This window comes from Bradyrhizobium sp. INPA03-11B (assembly GCF_040446015.1).
Classification (GTDB): Bacteria; Pseudomonadota; Alphaproteobacteria; order Rhizobiales; family Xanthobacteraceae; genus Bradyrhizobium; species Bradyrhizobium macuxiense_A.
Genome location: NZ_JASGSR010000015.1, coordinates 84,571 through 100,796 on the forward strand (window position 1 = coordinate 84,571; position 16,226 = coordinate 100,796).

General features: G+C 66.5%; 12 protein-coding genes and 1 tRNA gene. 7 read left to right on the forward strand and 6 right to left on the reverse strand.

Features of this window, described 5'->3' with window-relative positions; all coding sequences use genetic code 11:
* Nucleotides 1-72: 72 nt before the first annotated feature.
* Complete coding sequence (locus QMZ05_RS08870; protein WP_353700442.1) at nt 73-498, forward strand: 4-oxalocrotonate tautomerase family protein; 426 nt, start codon at nt 73-75, stop codon at nt 496-498.
* A 3-nt stretch (nt 499-501) separates the two neighbouring features.
* Here QMZ05_RS08870 and lipB read toward each other — a convergent pair whose 3' ends face one another.
* Nucleotides 502-1,230, reverse strand: coding sequence for a lipoyl(octanoyl) transferase LipB (lipB, locus tag QMZ05_RS08875; RefSeq protein WP_353700443.1), 729 nt, complete (start codon nt 1,228-1,230; stop codon nt 502-504).
* Nucleotides 1,231-1,290: 60 nt separating this feature from the next.
* On the opposite strand from lipB, the gene QMZ05_RS08880 reads away from it, so the two are divergent.
* The 3 genes from QMZ05_RS08880 to QMZ05_RS08890 all read left to right on the forward strand — a co-directional run bounded on the left by QMZ05_RS08880 (nt 1,291) and on the right by QMZ05_RS08890 (nt 3,902).
* Nucleotides 1,291-1,536: a FliM/FliN family flagellar motor switch protein gene (locus tag QMZ05_RS08880; RefSeq protein ID WP_021080574.1), complete on the forward strand. Its 246-nt coding sequence runs from the start codon at nt 1,291-1,293 to the stop codon at nt 1,534-1,536.
* A gap of 92 nt (nt 1,537-1,628) precedes the next feature.
* Nucleotides 1,629-1,713: transfer RNA gene (locus QMZ05_RS08885), tRNA-Leu, on the forward strand.
* A gap of 758 nt (nt 1,714-2,471) precedes the next feature.
* Complete coding sequence (locus tag QMZ05_RS08890; protein WP_353700444.1) at nt 2,472-3,902, forward strand: glycoside hydrolase family 16 protein; 1,431 nt, start codon at nt 2,472-2,474, stop codon at nt 3,900-3,902.
* Nucleotides 3,903-3,938: 36 nt separating this feature from the next.
* Here the strand turns inward: QMZ05_RS08890 and QMZ05_RS08895 are convergent, their stop codons facing one another.
* The 3 genes from QMZ05_RS08895 to QMZ05_RS08905 form a co-directional block, all read right to left on the reverse strand.
* On the reverse strand, nt 3,939-5,753 hold the full coding sequence (locus tag QMZ05_RS08895; RefSeq protein WP_353700445.1) for a reverse transcriptase family protein: 1,815 nt from the start codon (nt 5,751-5,753) through the stop codon (nt 3,939-3,941).
* A 352-nt stretch (nt 5,754-6,105) separates the two neighbouring features.
* A complete protein-coding gene (locus tag QMZ05_RS08900) occupies nt 6,106-7,776 on the reverse strand; it encodes an SWIM zinc finger family protein (RefSeq protein WP_353700446.1) in 1,671 nt (556 codons plus the stop codon).
* Nucleotides 7,773-10,931 (reverse strand): hypothetical protein, encoded by a 3,159-nt coding sequence (locus tag QMZ05_RS08905; RefSeq protein ID WP_353700447.1) that lies wholly within the window; start codon nt 10,929-10,931, stop codon nt 7,773-7,775. Before QMZ05_RS08905 ends, QMZ05_RS08900 begins: the two co-directional genes overlap by 4 nt.
* Before the next feature lie 260 nt (nt 10,932-11,191).
* On the opposite strand from QMZ05_RS08905, the gene QMZ05_RS08910 reads away from it, so the two are divergent.
* Nucleotides 11,192-11,566, forward strand: coding sequence for a hypothetical protein (locus QMZ05_RS08910; protein WP_021080572.1), 375 nt, complete (start codon nt 11,192-11,194; stop codon nt 11,564-11,566).
* An 8-nt stretch (nt 11,567-11,574) separates the two neighbouring features.
* Here QMZ05_RS08910 and QMZ05_RS08915 read toward each other — a convergent pair whose 3' ends face one another.
* Both QMZ05_RS08915 and QMZ05_RS08920 read right to left on the reverse strand, forming a co-directional pair.
* The gene (locus QMZ05_RS08915) at nt 11,575-12,936 is read right to left on the reverse strand and encodes a polysaccharide deacetylase family protein (RefSeq protein WP_353700448.1); all 1,362 of its coding nucleotides are present in this window, start codon (nt 12,934-12,936) and stop codon (nt 11,575-11,577) included.
* Nucleotides 12,937-13,032: 96 nt separating this feature from the next.
* Nucleotides 13,033-13,848 (reverse strand): polysaccharide deacetylase family protein, encoded by an 816-nt coding sequence (locus tag QMZ05_RS08920; protein ID WP_353700449.1) that lies wholly within the window; start codon nt 13,846-13,848, stop codon nt 13,033-13,035.
* A gap of 84 nt (nt 13,849-13,932) precedes the next feature.
* Between QMZ05_RS08920 and mgtE the strand changes: the two genes are divergently transcribed.
* Nucleotides 13,933-15,354, forward strand: a complete 1,422-nt coding sequence (gene mgtE, locus QMZ05_RS08925) for a magnesium transporter (protein ID WP_353700450.1) — start codon at nt 13,933-13,935, stop codon at nt 15,352-15,354.
* A gap of 94 nt (nt 15,355-15,448) precedes the next feature.
* Nucleotides 15,449-15,769 (forward strand): helix-turn-helix domain-containing protein, encoded by a 321-nt coding sequence (locus QMZ05_RS08930; protein ID WP_074132479.1) that lies wholly within the window; start codon nt 15,449-15,451, stop codon nt 15,767-15,769.
* Nucleotides 15,770-16,226 lie beyond the last annotated feature (457 nt).

The following is a 16,226-nucleotide window of genomic DNA, read 5'->3' on the forward strand; positions in this document are numbered from 1 at the left end:
AAGATGATGCTGGAAGGTCTAGCTAGAGGAGGCGCGATTGACCCGCGCCAACCGAATTCAAGGAGACCGATCATGCCGCTCATTACCGTCACCTACGCGACCTCGCGCCAGTCGCCGTCGCTGAAGTCCGAGATCGCCGCCGCGGTGTCGGAACTCACCGCAGGGATTCTGCACAAGGACCCCAAGGTCACCGCTATCATCGTGAAGTCCGCAGACGCCGCCGACTGGTTCGCCGGCGGCAAGTCGCTCGCCGAGCAGGGGCTCGCGAGCTACTGGCTCGACGTCCATGTCAGCGAAGGCACCAACACCAAGGACGAGAAGGCGGCCTATCTCGCCGCGCTGTTCAAGCGGATGGGCGAATTGCTCGGGCCGCTCCACACCGAGAGCTACGCTCATGTCGACGAGGTGAAGGGCGATGCCTACGGCTTCGGCGGCCTGACCCAGGAGCGCCGCTACATCGCCGGCAAGCTCGAGGTCGCGCCGCAGAAGGCGGCGTGAGTTCTAACCGGTTGCTTCCGGCAGGCGCGCTGCGGTGTCGCCGAACACCTCGGAAAAGGCCTGCCGGAGCGCGATGTCGACATCGGCCATCGTGACCGGCAGTCCGAGATCGACCAGCGAGGTCACGCCGTAGCGCGGATCGATTACGCCGCAGGGCACGATCGCCTGGAAGTGGGAGAGGTTGGGTTCGACATTGATCGCAATGCCGTGGAACGAGACCCAGCGGCGCAGCCGCACGCCGATCGCGGCGATCTTGTCCTCATGGGCCGGCCCCTTGTCCGGGCGTTTCACCCAGACCCCGACGCGATCCTCGCGGCGCTCGCCGCGGACGTTGAAGGCGGCCAGGGTGCGGATGATCCATTCCTCCAGCGAGGCGACATAGGCGCGCACATCCGGCCGGCGCCGCTTGAGGTCGAGCATCACATAGGCCACCCGCTGGCCGGGGCCGTGATAGGTGACTTGGCCGCCGCGGCCGCTCTGGAAGGTCGGAAAGCGGGGGGCGAGCAGGTCGTCGGCCTTGCCGCTGGTGCCGGAGGTGTAGAGCGGCGGATGCTCGAGCAACCACACCAGTTCGGGCGCCGAGCCGTCGGCGATCGCCGCCACCCGGGCGTCCATGGCGGCGAGAGAATCGGGGTAGGGCACCGGGCTGTCCGCAATCCGCCATTCGACCGCTCCGCCGCCCGAAGGACGCGCAAAGGTCGTCAAATCGAGGCTTTGGCGATTGTTAACCATTGGCTAACCCTAACGTGGTCAGGTGATCCCACAATTTAGTTCCCGTTCGGCGGTTCAGAAGTGCCCACGCTCGATAAAGTCAGCGTCGATCTCATGGTGGTTCTCGGTACCACCACCATGCCGATTCACCAGGTCATGCGGCTCTCCCGCGGCGCCATCATCGAACTGGATGCCACCGAGGCCGACGAGGTCAAGATCCTCGCCAACAACCTGCCGGTGGCCAGCGGCGTCGTCCTGGTCGACCGCAACCGGATTGCGGTCGAGGTCAAGCAGATGCTGCCGAAATCTCCCGGGGTTCGCAGTTAATTCGCGCATTAATCGCCTTGTCCCTGCATCCGTGATTTGTTACATGGCCCCGTCGATGCGGCGGCGCCTTAGGGTTCCATCCGACATCCTTAGCGCTCGTGGCGGAATTGGTAGACGCGCTGCCTTGAGGTGGCAGTGGGTAACACCGTGGGGGTTCGAGTCCCTCCGAGCGCACCATCAACTCACATTTCCCATTGAAATGATTTGGCTTTTTTCCGGGGATGACCCGGGAATGGGACCACTCCGTTCCGGCGCACTGTACGCTTGCGGCACCGCCAGCCGGTCGTCCAGTGACTGGCCCCGATCGAACGTGACGATTTTCTCCATTCCACTGATGCCAAGCCTCACTCGATTCGCCTGCGCGATGTAATGGGCGGGCATTTTCGGGTCGGTCCGGCCGAACGTCGCTATCATCCGGCTCTTGGTGCAGTCTGCGTAGGCAGCCACTTCGGCACTAGCCTTGCGCACTTCTGGCAACTCTTCTTTGGCTCGTTGACGCCGGCCAGGACCGCGTACTTCTTAAACTTGTGGCCGCCCATGCCTTCTTGTTTATCGGCCGGACTCGCCCGCGCACGACTTTGCCGGCGAACGCTCGGACTTGGGTTTTCATTTGCGTGATCAGCGTAGCGGCACTGCCGGGAGCCGCGGTCGGATCGGCGGCGGCGTCGCGACTGAGCTTGCGCACGCGGCCCCCTGATCAGGCCGGAGCGCGCATGCGCGGCCACCCCTTCAAAGGCATCGTCGCGAGCGCCGTCGCGAATTAATTCTCAACCGATCAGAAGCCCACGTACGAAAAGTCTCGAATGATTAAGGCGAGCCGCTGCGCAACCGCCCATGTGAAGATCATTTTGAAGCCATTTTTCGCCATACTTGATCTTTAGCCAATCGACGAGCAGTCGAGGGAGCGTATCTCGAAATCTCCACTGCGTTGGAATGTGCCCGCGCCACGCGTGCGTCGGGCATGCGGTATGTCGCGCGATTCGCGGCAGTGGAATTCTTCGTTCAATCATCGGAAGGAACATGGAATGGCCTTGGCCGCGCCAGCAGGTTTCACGTCGAGCAATCTCGTCTTCCAGGAGAGCTTCTCCGGGACGACGCTGGACAATTATTGGCACAACTACATCACCAGCAGCGCCGCCAACGGCTGGGCGTGGAATAGCAATGGATCAGGCGGCAGCGGGCCGGGCGGCGCATACGACGCCGATTACGAGATGCCGAGCCAGGTGACCGTGAACAACGGCATCCTCGATCTCACGGCGATCACGCAGCCGGTCAGCGGCATCAATCAGGGCAGCGCACAAACATTTCCGGTCACGTCCGGTGCCGTCAGCAGCTATGGCAATTTCGAATTCGATGGCGGCTACCTACAGATCAGCATGAAGGCGCCGAGCGGCGACGGTTCTTGGCCGTCGCTTTGGCTGATGCCCGGCGCAGGCTCGAACTCTGGCGACAATTTCGAGATCGATATCCAGGAGGGGGGATATACCGGCAATGGGCCGGCTAACCAGGCCTTCACCTGGCATCTTCACACGCCCTCAGGGACGGTCGGCGGCACGGTCGACACCGGCGTCGACCTCACGGCCGGCTTCCATACCTACGGCATCAATTGGGTGCCGGGCCAATCGATGACCTGGTATCTCGACGGCAAGCAGATTGCGACGGCGACCAGCGCGCAGGTCCAGATTCCGAACGAGCCGATGCAGCTGATCATGAGCAATCAGGTCGCGAATTCAAACGCGGCCGGATGGCATACCGCGCTCGATAGTTCGACGCCCTCGTCGATGCAGATGCAGGTCGCCGAGGTCCAGCTCTATCAAGCCGCCGGCAGCGGTAACACCGTCACCGGTGCCAACGTCACTGCCTCGACGGACCCGACCACACCGCCCACCCAGCCGACCACGACGACGACCCCAGTTGCGACCACCCCGGCCGCGACCAGCTCCACAACGGCCATTGTCGCGCCAACGGTCATCCCGGACACCACTTCGCCGGTGGCCGCGGCAGTCGACCCATTGCCGACCGCTGCAACGACCGACCCCGGCCCCATGGGAGCGATGCTAGCCGCCATGGGACTGGCGCCGACATCATCGTCCGGCTGGTCGGCGAGCACGACCGGCGCAAGCACTGGAAGCTGGGCAAACCAGGATTTTGCGCAGCCGAGCTCGTTGGCAACCGCCGCGCCGCAGGGAACTTCTGGGTGGGGAGATCAAGGCACGACCGCCGCATCTCAAGCTGGCAGCAGCTTTGCGCTTCTGAACCAGTATCTGGCAAGTAGCTCTGGTCGAGCCGGTGGCGGTTCGATCGCTGTAGCGATGGGTGGCGCTGGCTGGACACAGGACTCGTTCCTGACCAAACCTCAGAGCTAGTGCGTTAGCTGGCTCTCACGCGAGAGCTCCGGTGGCTCACCGTTTCCACCATCGGCTGAAGTAAAGAAACAGCAATGCGCCGGCCATCGCGGGGCCGCCGGGCAGCGGCAGCAGGCCGAGGGCCAGCAGGATCACCAGCGCCGTGACGAACCACGGCTGCCTTTTCTTGCCTGGCGTCGTCGCAGGTCTCGCCGCAGGAGGCACTTGTGGGCCGGCTGCTCCCGGCGGTGGTTGCGGAACATTGGGCGGGCGCGACGGGCTTGGTGCCGCGGCGCGCGCTTGCGCAGCCCGCTTCTTTGCGTCCTGTCGCGCCAGTGCAACCAACACCGGGTCCGGCGCTGGCGGTGGCCGCTCCGCGGGAGTCCATTGCCGGCCGGGCGGCGTCTGGCCGGCGGCCGCAGCCTTACGGAATGCAGCGCGGGTCGGGCGCCGCGCGGACGGGGCGGGTGCGTACTGCGCGGCGAGGCGCAGCGCTCGCCGCAGCAGCGGCACGCCGCTTTCCGGATCGACCATGACCGCGAAATGGCCGAAGCCGAGCAGCGACCGGATCACGTCCTTGCCGGGGCCGAAGTGCTTGCCCGCCGGTCCATGGCGCTCGATCTGCTGCAGCACGGCGCGGTAGCGGCGCAGCAGGTCGCGCGGCACGGCCACGGCCTCGTTGACGGTGAGGCCCGTGACCTCCTGGCGCGACGAGCGGCGCATGACGCGCGTCTTGTCAGGATGGACCGTGAACCCTTCGGCGGCGACGATGCCGTGCACGGCCTTGAGCAAGGTGCCGATCTTTCTCACCGCTTCGCCCGAGCCGGAGAAGGTCAGGTCGTCGGCGTAGCGGCTGTAGACGAAACCAAGCGTGCGCGCGAGGCCGACAAGGCGTCGGTCGAGCCTGCGGCAAATCAGGTTGGTGATCGCGGGGCTCGTCGGCGCGCCCTGCGGCAGTAGCCGCGGGCCGTCGGCGACGAAGTGGCGCTCACCGTCGAGTGCCACTTCGTCGACCATCGGCTCGGTGCACAACAGCGCGAGCGGGATCGCAACCGCTTCGGCATAGGCCAATGCCTCGAACAGACCCTTGACGCGGGCGTAGGTCAGGGTCGGGAAGAAATCCTTGAGGTCGAGATTGATCACCACGTCGCGGCCGACATGGTTGCGCGCATTGGTCAGGATGGAGCGCTGAGGAGCAAAACCGTGTGCGGCATCATGCAGCGGCGCCCGCGCGAGGATGTTGTCCAGCACCCAATACTGTGCGCGCTTGAGGCGCGGCATCGGCGCCGAGATCAACCGCTCGCCGCCGCTCTTCTTGGGGATCGTGAAGCGCTGATAGTGATTGACCGATGCCACCTTCCTGTTGAAGGTGAGGAAGCGCAGCTCGCCGAGCGGCACGCCCATCGCGTCGGCCAGCGCCTTGGCATCGGCGAGCGGGGGCAGGCCGTCGCGCAAGGGCGTCGTGGTCGTGTGGGTATGAAGGCCCGGCGAGACGTCCTCGCCGAGATAGAGCACGTCGCGCTTGCGCCGGTCGTACCAGGCGAATGCCCGGCTCTGTCGCGCCTCCGCGTTGCGGCGCTTGGTCTCCTGCCGCCGCGCCATCGCCTCGGCCTTGCGGCGCTTGTGCATTTCCTTCAGCGCGCGCTCGGGATCGGCGAGCGTGGCGTTCTGGCGCTGCAGTTCGGTGAGCTCGCGCATCGCCTCTGCGCGGCCGCGGATCGCGTCCGCGGCCGGCGCCGGCGCGTCTTCGCCGTCGGGCCAGAAACCGAGGCGGATCATCTCCTCGAGAATGACCTCGTCCTTCGACGACTGGCGGATGCGGTCGTAGAGTTCCTGGCGCGTCAGCGTGCCGGGAGCAACGGTCTCGTTCACGCGGCCAGCCCTCCGGTCAGGAGTGCGGCAGCGGCCTTATGCAGGGGGTTCGGAAAGGGCGCAGGCCGGATTGCCTTCGTCTCTTCTAAGAACTGGATCGATCCACTCGACGCCGGGGCGTCCACCCCTACGCAATTGGGTTCAAGGAACCCATTCTGCGATTGCGTAGGGGTGGACTGCCCCGGCCCAGTGAAGATCGGGCCAGTGACGCATGCGTGGTCATGGTGCAAGGACGGCGATACGCCGCCCGGGTTGCAAGGTCCTGACCGGCCTGCGCCCTTCCGAATGCAGTGATACGCGAATTGCCGTCGCCGGCACAAGCCGGCTCTGCGGATCAAGGGTTTCATGTCACTCATGCGATGGCGGGTCCGTCCTGGGCGACGCCCTCGACTTGCGAATGGAAAATCCGGCGCAGTGCCAGCATGTGCTCGCAGGGGCCGCGCATCATCTTGTTGTGGCCGTAGAAATGACAGCTGCACCGCGCCTCGACGAGACGGTCGTCATCGTCGATGACGAGGTTCACCTGCTCGGTGCGGGCGTTGTCGAGCACGCTGCCGCTGATCGCGCGAACGCCCTGGTTGCGATCAATGTTGCCGATCGTCACGAGGTTGGCGCCGATCAGGCGATCGGCCTTCTCCTCCTGCGCGCTCGCGAAGCGCAGCTGGGCGGATGATAGCGGCTCGCGCGTCAGCTCGCGGAGGCGGTAGAGCGACTTGTCGAGATCGAACATGACGCGTCCGGCCTGGGTGTAGGCCGTAAGCGCCGCATGCACGAGCGCCTGGTCGACGCCGGTCTGTTGCGAGAGTTCAGCGGCGGTCGCCGCGTGCGACTTGCCGAGTGCAGCGAAAACGCGCTGGGCGCTGTCGTTGTCGACCTTGTGGCGCGGCGCGAGCAGGTCGAATTGCCCGGCGGATGACCAGTCGTTCGCGGTCCAGCCGGACAGGCCGAGCGTGAAGCGCAGACCTCCGAAATCGACGACGAAGAACGACGGCAGGCCGGTCCCGGTCAGATGCACCCGCACCGATCGCGCCAGCGGCAGCGCCCGCCCGAGGATCGCAAGCCGCCGCCGGCCCCAGATGCGGATCTCGGCGGGAGCCGTGCCGCGATAGATCGAGCGGCGGAAGGTCAGCCGTTCGTGCCACGGCTCGATCACCACCTCCACCGGCGCGTCCGGCTTCAGCACGAACCGCAGCGAGCGCGGGCCGGCCTTTTCCTTCTTCTGCGCGAGGCGGGTGAGGATGTTGGCCATGTCCACGGGATGCAGGTCGAACACATGCGCCGGGAGGGTCATGGCACTCGACACCTGCAGGAAGCCGCGCACCCAGCTGTCCGGCAGGTCGATCTTCTCCTCGCGGAAGTCGAGATCGTCGCCGGTCTGCACCTCGAACCCGGAGGGATCGATGGTGAGGGTGGTGTCGCGATAGGAGCGGATCTTCTGGAATTCGTCGTAGAGGGCGTGGCTGTAGTCGATATTGGTGGTGCCGAACGCCATCTCGCCCAGGCTCTCGAACACGTCGTGGTCGCACGACAGCCGCCCGTAGCTCGATTCGTCGAGGCTGAAGCACTCGAAGAAGATCTCGTCCGGGTGCACCGTGATCACCGGATCGAGCACGATCCAGGCATCGCGGTTCTGCTTGTAGAGGTAGTTGAAATAGGATTGCCGCGCCGCCCAGAACGGCTTCATCAGCCGATCGCGCTCGCGGTCGAAGCCGCGGATGCGGTCCTGCAAGTCCGCGATGCGCGGCTTGAGCGCTGCGGACTGCGCCGTCGCCTCGGCGAGGAAATTGGCCTCGTTCTGCTTCAGCCACTCGAAATAGGCGGTGCGATCGCGCGGCTTAAAGCGCAGGTCCGACACCACGACATGATGCAGCGCGGAGATCGCCTCGCGGAAGGCGAGATGGCGCGCGACCTTGCCGGTGAAGAAGGTCGGCTGGCGCAGCGTGTCCGGCGCGAAGGCGAACGACGACGAGGCGGCGTCGGACGAGGCGCTGGTGCTGCCGAGAAATCGATATGCGAAATTCATGCGGCGGTTCCGCTGGTTTGCGAGCCGCCGCCCGGCGGCGTGCGGCCGGCGCGGGCCACGGTGACGGGCAGCGGCAGATCCGGCCAGGCATGCGCGATGTCACGCAGGATGATCAGCGCAGGCGCCTTGTCACGCAGGGTCACGCTGAGCGTGAAGTCGTGCAGCAGCTGCGCGATCGCCGCCGCGCGGTCCCGGTGCGCCAGCGCCTCGTTGCGCAGCGCCGTGAAGATGCGGTCCTTGGCGATACGCCCGCGGTTGATCTGCATCAGGATGATGCGGGCCTGGGTGAGGAACTTGGCGAAGATCGCCGCATCCGCCAGCGACTCGCCGGTGATCAGCTCGGTGACGAAGAGATGGAAGCTGCCGGAGGGATGCTCCAGCACCCGCCCCAGCACCTCGGCGATATCGCCGTCGGCGAGGCTGCGCCGCAGCAGCAGGCGAGCGCCGTCCTGCACCGCCGGCACGGTCGAGTCCGCCATGACCGCCAGCGCCGCCGCCGGCAGCGCATCGCTGGGCCATGCCGTGAGGCGGTTCACCGCGGTCGTTCGGACGTCGTCCCACTCGCTCTCGACCAGCAGCACCGCATTCTGCGGGTCGGCGCGGAAGCGGGGCTCGTCGGCCGTGAACGCATCAAGTGCGAAGCGGCGCACGGCGGCGAACGGATGGTTGCCGAGCCGGGCGAGCTGGCGGACCGAGAAGCGCGCCGGTGCGCGGCTCTCCAGCAGCTTGGCGCCGAGCATGCGGGCGCCGGCCGCGCGTGCCTGCAGCAGGCGCCACAGCGTGCCGTCGTCGATAGCGACCGCAGACTGCGGCAACGCTTCGACGAACAGCGTGACCATGTTGGCCGCATGGCCCTCGATAGGTTCGGCGCGGAAGAAGCCGGCCATCAGCATGTCGCGCAGCCGGATGGCGAACGCCTCGTCGCTCGCCGCAAGGCGCGCGACGAGCGGCCGCGCAGCCGCGCGCAGCCCGGCATGGTCGCCGGTGGCGGCCAGCACGATACCATCGCGATGTTGCGCGAGCGCGGCGTCGTCGAGCCGCGCCAAGAGGCTCATCGAAGCCATGCGGATTTCCGGCGCATCAGCCTGCAGGATTGCCTGCCAGAACGCTTCCGGCAGGTCGCCGGGCCGCGTCGGGGTCACCGCGATGAGCTGGATGCTGGCCGCCTGGACGTCGGGGCTGGCGTGGCCGGTCAGGCTCTCGATCACCTCCGGCTGCAGCGGGCAGTCGCGATCCGGCCAGAGCTGCGGCAGCAGCGCGAGAGCTGACGTGAGGCCGGCGCGCTGCAGCTCGTCAAGCTGTGACGGCAACTGTGCGAGCCAGGCCGCGAACGCTTCCGTCGCGCGGGCGCGTTGCTCCCGTGAGGGCGCACGGTCGCGCAGCCAGCCGCGCGTGCGGGCTTGCACGTGGTCGTGCGGGCTCGTCAGCGCGGCGCGCGCAAGGGCGGGGTCGGCCCACGGCCAGTCGGCGCGGTCGTCAATGGCGCGGATGGCCAAATCGCGCATCTCGGGTGCGGTCGCCTCGAGCAGCGCGGCGATCAATGCCGCATCGGCCTTGCCGGCATCGATCAGGCGCCGTGCGATCGTGGCCGCGAGCGTGGTGACCTCGGGATAGGGAGAGGCGAGCAGGCCGCCGATCGCGGCGACGTCCATCGCCTCCGGCCGCGGCGGGCCCTGCCGCAGCGCCTCGGCCGCGAAGCGCGCCGCCGCATGATTGCGCGCCAGTGTCGCGATCCGCAGCAGCCGCTCGGGCTGGGCATCCCATAGCGTGGGGAAGGCTTCCTCGCGCTGTGCCGGCGCACGCGGGCCGACATGGCGATGCGTGAGAGCCCTGGCATTGAAGTGGCTGGTCGGGGCCGCGGCATGCAGCAGATGGCTGACGCTCCAAACCCGGCTGAGCGCGTCGGCGGCATGGGGGACAGGACGATAGCTGCGTTCGATCCGGATATGCTCGGTCCACGTCGAGGGCTTGATGCCGTCGGCGTCGGTGAAGGCGAGGAGCAGCTCGCTCGCCATCGCCGTGAAGGCGTCCTGTCCGAGCTCGGCGCGCTTGCGCAGCATGCGCCAGGCGCGCCGCTTGAAGTAGAGCAGGGTCTGGTCGGACAGCGCGACGCGCGGAGCCGCGCTCTGCAGCTCCTCGCTGAGCTTCAGCGCCTGGCGCGAACCGGGCAGCCAGACGCGGTCGTTGTAGACCCGGCCGCGATAATACATCGGCGTCGCCAGCTCGAACTGCCGCGCGGATGCCGCGAACAGCAGGCCGTCGTCGGTGAGATCGGCATACTTGAACAGCCGCCGCAGCACCTGCACGTAGGGCGGGCGCGGGCTCATCGCGTGCACGGCCGCGAGCAGCGTCTTGCGCGCGGCGCCGTCTGCAAGCGCATGGTGGGCGAGCGCGATGAGGAACTGGTTGGCGAATTCCGGCTGGGCTGAGTTCGCCGCCAGCAGGGCCTGGATCAGGCCCGCGCCATTGCCGTTCGCCAGCGCCGTCTCGATGTCGCGGGTCGCCGCGGCATCCGTGGTTCGCGGCAGCGAGAGCCGCGGCGCCGATCGCCGCGCGCCCATCAGTTCACTTGCGAGGGCATAGGCCGCGTAGTCCCGCGTCACCAGGCTGACATTGATGTCGGCGCAGCGGCGGAGCAGATCGGCGGCGTCGGCGCCGCCGCAGCGCGCCAGCGCATAGACGAGGCTGTAACTCGCATCCGTCGCGCCGGTCTTCTCGGCGAAGGCGGCGAGTTGGGGATAGGCGGCTGTGAGCCGGATCACACCGAGGCGCCAGAACAGGCGGTCGCGCTCATTCTCTGGCCACGCGCTGCGCGCGCAGACCGCGAGCTTCCTGAGCAATTCGGTGTCGCGTCCGTTGGTATCGACTCCGGCATCAGAAACGGTCAGCGGCGGTGCATCGCCGTCGATGCGGCGATAGCCGTCGTTGATCTTGGACACCACGACACTATCGAACAGCTTTTCGGCATTCGCGTGGGTGACCGGCGATGGGGTCTTGGTTCCATCCCTTAGCGAGGTGCCGCGACGGCCATATCTGAAATTGACCAGATAGCGTGCGTCGTTGTCGGCGCGTTCCAGATCGACAAGATCGACTTCATAGAGCTTGTCGGATCTGCCCTCCTTCATCCAGAGGCGAACGGAGCGAACGACTTGCATTGACCACCCTGGGATGTCCGGGGCGGATTACATCGCAAGCCGGGCGCGCCGCGTCAATGGGGCGACTGGTGCGGCGGAATATAACGATGCGCCGGCCGTACCGGCTCGAGCCGGTGTGTGACGTGGATGTGCGGTCGATGCGGTCCTGTAACACCGGTCGGGTAGAGTAGCGGATGGATGGCCTTGCTGGTATGGCGCTGCCGACTGCAGGCAGCATCTTTCGATCGCGCGGCCTAAGCTTGCCCCACCCGGAGCTCCCGATGATCTTTGCTAGCTACGTCTACCGTGCCGTCTCCAACTTCGTGTTCCTGGGGCTGGTCTATTTCACGCTGAACCTGCTGGAGAAATACGAGCAGCGCGCGACGGTCGCGATCCTGGTCCTGGTCTATGCGGTGATGCATGCACTGTCCGGCCTGCGCTCGTTCTATTTCTTCCAGCGCATCGAGCGCCTCGAAGGCGAAACGCGGCGGCTGGCCGCAGCGGCCGGCGAGGGGCCGAATGCCGCAGCCTCGCGTAAGCAGATCGTCGCCGATGTCACCGAGCTCAGGCATGCCGGCGAGATCAAATCCTATATCGACATCTTCTTCCTGGCGCTGGTGATCCTGCTTTGCGTCGCCAAGATCGTGGCCAGCTAGAGCGCGCGCTAGTCTGGCACGCGCTTCCCGGCCGCCGAGGCTTCAGCGCGCGGGGTGCGCTTGGCGACGTGGACTGCCGCGTTGCTCGCAGCCGGCGGCGCGACATGCAGGGGCGCGCCGTGGCCTCTGCCATGCGCCGCCGCGGGGATCTGATGCGCGGCCTGCTTCGGATGCCGGGCCTGGCGCGCCGAGATCGCCTGCGCGCGTGGTGCGCCGGCGATTGGACCAGCCGCGCGCTGTGCGAGGTGGCGATTCGCCGCGAGCAGGGTCAGGTCTAGCGCTTCAGGAACGCGAAAGACGTCGGCCGCCGGTATCGGCAATGTCGAGGCCGGTGCGAGCTGCGCGACCTGCGGCTGCGGCCATGCCGTGCGGACCGGCAGGCCGATGCGGGCGCGCTGCGCATGGTCGAGAACGTCCGCATCACGCCAATCCAGGTCGGCAAAGACAGGCGCAGGCAGCGTCCGCGTCGCGGTGAACACGAAGTTCGGAATTCTCGGCCAGCGCGTGGTCGCCACCGTCTCGGTCGGCGGATGCATGAACCATTGCTGCGGCTGGGTCGGTGTTGCCGGACGGTCGGTGGTCGCCGGCACGACGTGGACGACGCGGTAGCCGCGCTCCCTGAGCGTGTTGAGGATGCGCGGCAGCGCCGCCGCGGTGCGCGGCTGGATGTCGTGCAGCAGCAGGATGCCCTTGTGCTTGGCCTCGATCCGCTGGATCGCGAGGTCGTAGACCCGCTGTGGCGAGATGTGGCGCCAGTCGTCGGCCGGGAAGTCGGCGCTCCAGACCTGGATGCCCTGTGACGCCAGATAGGCCTCGGGGATCTCGGCACGCATCAGGCCGGGAATCCGGAAGAACGGCGCGAGCTTGCTCTTGTCGCCATTGAGCGCGGCGAGCGTCGAGGCGATGCCGTCGTCGACTTCCTGCCGCACCTTCTCGAGCGGCATCTTGTTCATCGTGAGCGGATGGTTCTGGCTGTGCGTGCCCACGGTATGCCCGGCGGCGATCAGCTTGCGCACGCCCTCCGGATTGAACCGGGCCTGGGAGCCGATGGTGAAGAAGGTCGCCTTGACGCACTGGCTGGCGAGGATGGCCAGCACCTGGTTGCTGTATTTCGGCAGCGGCCCGTCGTCGAAGGTCAGCACCACCTCGTGGTCGGCGAGCGGCAGCGTCTCCGGATACTGCATGGTGCCGATCCGCGGATGCTCCCTGGGATCGACGACGATGGTCCGCGAGGTGCCGAGCGCATTGGGGTTACCCTGGCAATCCGCGGCAAGGGCGGCCTGCGGCGCCATGAAGCAACAGCCCAGCAGTGCCGCGCCGATCACGGTCCGCGACCGCTTCCGGATCATCACCAGGACGTTTGCAATCATCGAATCTCGGCCGCATTCCAAACGCACTGACGAATCCTTAGGGGCGACCGCATGAATGCCGCCTTAACGGTCTGTAATCCACCTCGGGTGCCGGGTTCAATGTGTCCGGTCAGACACGGTCTTCATCGCCGCCGGGACGATGTGGACGACGTGATAATTATGCTCCTGCAGGTACCTTAGAAAGGCGGGAAGCATCTCGGCTGTGCGCATTTGCGGGTCATGCAGCAGGATAATTCCCTTGCGATGGCCTTCGAGCCGCCCAGTGAGCAGCTTGAGTTCCTCATCGGGGGTCATCTTGTTCCAATCGCTGGCCCAGAAATCGGCTCCGAACACCGCGATACCGCGCTTTTCCAGACGCTCGAGCAGGGCGGGCGTCGACTCGAAATAAGGGAACCGGAAGAACGGCGTGCTCGGGACCGTGCTCACGGTGCCGTGCAGGGCCTTCCCGACCGCTTCGATCCCCCGGTTGATGTTCGCCTCGGCCTGATCCAGCGGCATCTTGTTGAGGTGCGGATGGTCCCAGCTGTGATAGCCGATGGTGTGGCCGAGGCGCGCGATCTTGCGGACCATATCGGGATGATCGGCCGCGTTGCGGCCGACCATGAAGAAGGTGGCCTGCACGCATTCGGTTGCCAGCGCCGTCAACACCTTGTCGGTGACACCGGGCGTCGGTCCGTCGTCGAAGGTCAGCACGACCTCGCCATCCCGGAGCGGCAGGGTCTGCGGAAAGCTCTTCAGCCCGACGCGCGGATAGGTCGCAGGATCGACCTCGAGCACACGTGAGGTGCCGAGCGCATCCTTGCGTGGGCACTCGGCGGCCTTCGCCGCGCCGGTCAGCGCGCAAGGTGCGAGCGCGATCAGCGCCGCGACAACGTTCAGGATCGGTCGCGGTGCGCTCGACTTCTTTCTCATTGCACAGGGCCCCACCGATTAGGTAATCCGTTCCGCACTCATCCAACCAGTTTTTCCCCTCCTGTCAAACCGGCGAAACACGGCATGGCCGAGAAAATCGACGTTGCCGAACCTGCCGAGGCCGACCTGCTGGCCCGGATGCCGATGCGGGACGAGGAGGGCCAGCTCCGCCCCGAATTCGTCGCTGGCATCACCCGGGCCATCCATGCCGCCGACCGGCCGCTGCTGTGCGAGGTGGTGGCGGAACTGCACGAGGCCGATCTCGGCGACCTGATCGCGGCGCTGGAGCCGGACGACCGCGTCACCCTGGTCGAGATCACCGGCACCGATTTCGACTTCTCGGCGCTCAATGAGGTCGATGAGACGGTCCGCGAGGAGATCCTCGAGGAACTCGAGCCGGAGACCGTGGCCGAGGGCGTCCGCGAGCTCGAATCCGACGACGCCGTCGAGCTGCTGGAAAGCCTCGACGAGGAGGACCAGGAGGAGATCCTCGAAAAGCTGCCGGCGGCCGAGCGCGAGGATATCGAGCGCAGCCTGCTGTACCCGGAGAATTCCGCCGGCCGGCGGATGCAGACCGCGTTCATTGCGGTACCGCTGGATTGGAACGTCGGGCAGGTGATCGATTACATGCGCGACACGCCCGATCTGCCGGATCGATTCTACGAGATCTATGTGGTCGACGCCGAAAGGCACTGGCTGGGCGCAGTTTCGCTGGACGTGCTGCTGCGCGCGCGCCGCCCGGTTCCAATCAAGGACCTGATCGACGAGGACCGCCGCCGGGTCTCCGCGCTGGAGGACCAGGAAGAGGTCGCGCGGATGTTCGGCAAGTACAATCTGGTCGCGGCCCCCGTGATCGACACCATCGACCGGCTGGTCGGCGTGATCACCATCGACGACGTCGTCGACGTGATCGAGGAGGAGGCCGACGAGGACTTGAAGGCACTCGGCGGCGTCACCCATCCCGAAGAGCTGTCGGACACGGTCTGGACCATCGCCCGCGGCCGCTTCAATTGGCTGTTGGTCAATCTCGCCACCGCGTTCCTGGCTTCGTCGGTGCTCGGCCTGTTCGAGGGCCAGCTCGAGAAGATGGTGGCGCTCGCGGTGCTGGCGCCGATCGTGGCGAGCCAGGGCGGCAATGCCGCGACCCAGACCATGACGGTCGCGGTGCGCGCGCTCGCCACCCGCGAGCTCGGCGCGTTCAACGCGATGCGGGTGGTGCTGCGCGAGACCATGGTCGGGCTGGTCAACGGCATCGCCTTCGCCGTCATCACCGGCATTGCCGCGGTGGCCTGGTTCAAGATCCCGGGCCTTGGCATCGTGATCGGGCTTGCGATCATCTGCAATCTCGTCGCCGGCGCGCTCGGCGGCATCCTGATTCCGATGGTGCTGGAACGGGTGCGCGCCGATCCGGCGGTTGCCTCCGGCACCTTCGTCACGACCGTCACCGACGTGGTCGGCTTCTTCTCGTTCCTCGGCATCGCCACGCTGTGGTTCGGGCTGAAATAGCGGATCGTCGGCGGGGCCGTTTATCGTTAATCGCGCCTTAACGGGGTTGGCGGATGATGCTCCTATCTCCAAGGAGGCCATCACGGGGGCCATCATGCAGCGGTTGCGGCTCAAGGCGGACGGACGGATCGTCGAATTGCGCGACGGGCAGGAAATCCCGCTCGTGCCGGCACACCCGGCCGAGGCGGCGATGCACCCTGCGGCCGCGCGACCCGCGGTGCGCGATCTGCGCCGCCGCGCCCAGCTGACCCAGCTCGAATTCGCCGCCAAACTCGGCGTTCCCGTCGAGACCATCCGCAACTGGGAGCAGGGCAAGCGCGCCCCGCGGGGACCTGCCCGCGCGCTGCTCGCGGTGATCGCGCATTCGCCGGAAACGGTGTTCGCCGCGCTGTCGAGCGAGCCGACCGCGGCTTGAGCCGAGACGGCGCGCTTCGCCGTCACTGTCGGCCGATAGATCACGCGAACCCGCCACATCACGGCCGTCGTCCTGGCGCGCCAGGACGACGATGGGGATGGTTCTCGATTCAAATGGGGATTGTTCTCGCTTCAAGACGTCAAACACGCGATGACAGGTGTGAGTGCGTGCACAGCTCTTCCCACGCGTCGTCCCGGCGAAAGCGGGGACCCATACGCCGCGGCTCCTGTTGTGAAAGGGATTCGTCGTTCCAGCGTCGCGCAACAATTGGCATTTGGGGTTATGGGTCCCGGCCTTCGCCGGGACGACAGTGAGTGTGTGGTGCGCCTTGTGGGTCAAACATCCGCATTCTCGCGACATGAATCGTCCGAGTCTTGCATTTCGTTTCGCCGCTCCGAAATCAGAGGGCGCAGGGAAAGCCGGGTGCCGATCGCACCCATGGGCCCCGTGCATAGGA

Bases quoted from the DNA above. Each gene is read 5' to 3' on its own strand.
- QMZ05_RS08870 (WP_353700442.1), top strand. From the start codon at position 73: ATGCCGCTCATTACCGTCACCTACGCGACCTCGCGCCAGTCGCCGTCG.
- lipB (WP_353700443.1), bottom strand. From the start codon at position 1,230: ATGGTTAACAATCGCCAAAGCCTCGATTTGACGACCTTTGCGCGTCCT.
- QMZ05_RS08900 (WP_353700446.1), bottom strand. From the start codon at position 7,776: ATGAATTTCGCATATCGATTTCTCGGCAGCACCAGCGCCTCGTCCGAC.
- QMZ05_RS08905 (WP_353700447.1), bottom strand. From the start codon at position 10,931: ATGCAAGTCGTTCGCTCCGTTCGCCTCTGGATGAAGGAGGGCAGATCC.
- QMZ05_RS08910 (WP_021080572.1), top strand. From the start codon at position 11,192: ATGATCTTTGCTAGCTACGTCTACCGTGCCGTCTCCAACTTCGTGTTC.
- QMZ05_RS08915 (WP_353700448.1), bottom strand. From the start codon at position 12,936: ATGATTGCAAACGTCCTGGTGATGATCCGGAAGCGGTCGCGGACCGTG.
- QMZ05_RS08920 (WP_353700449.1), bottom strand. From the start codon at position 13,848: ATGAGAAAGAAGTCGAGCGCACCGCGACCGATCCTGAACGTTGTCGCG.
- mgtE (WP_353700450.1), top strand. From the start codon at position 13,933: ATGGCCGAGAAAATCGACGTTGCCGAACCTGCCGAGGCCGACCTGCTG.
- QMZ05_RS08930 (WP_074132479.1), top strand. From the start codon at position 15,449: ATGCAGCGGTTGCGGCTCAAGGCGGACGGACGGATCGTCGAATTGCGC.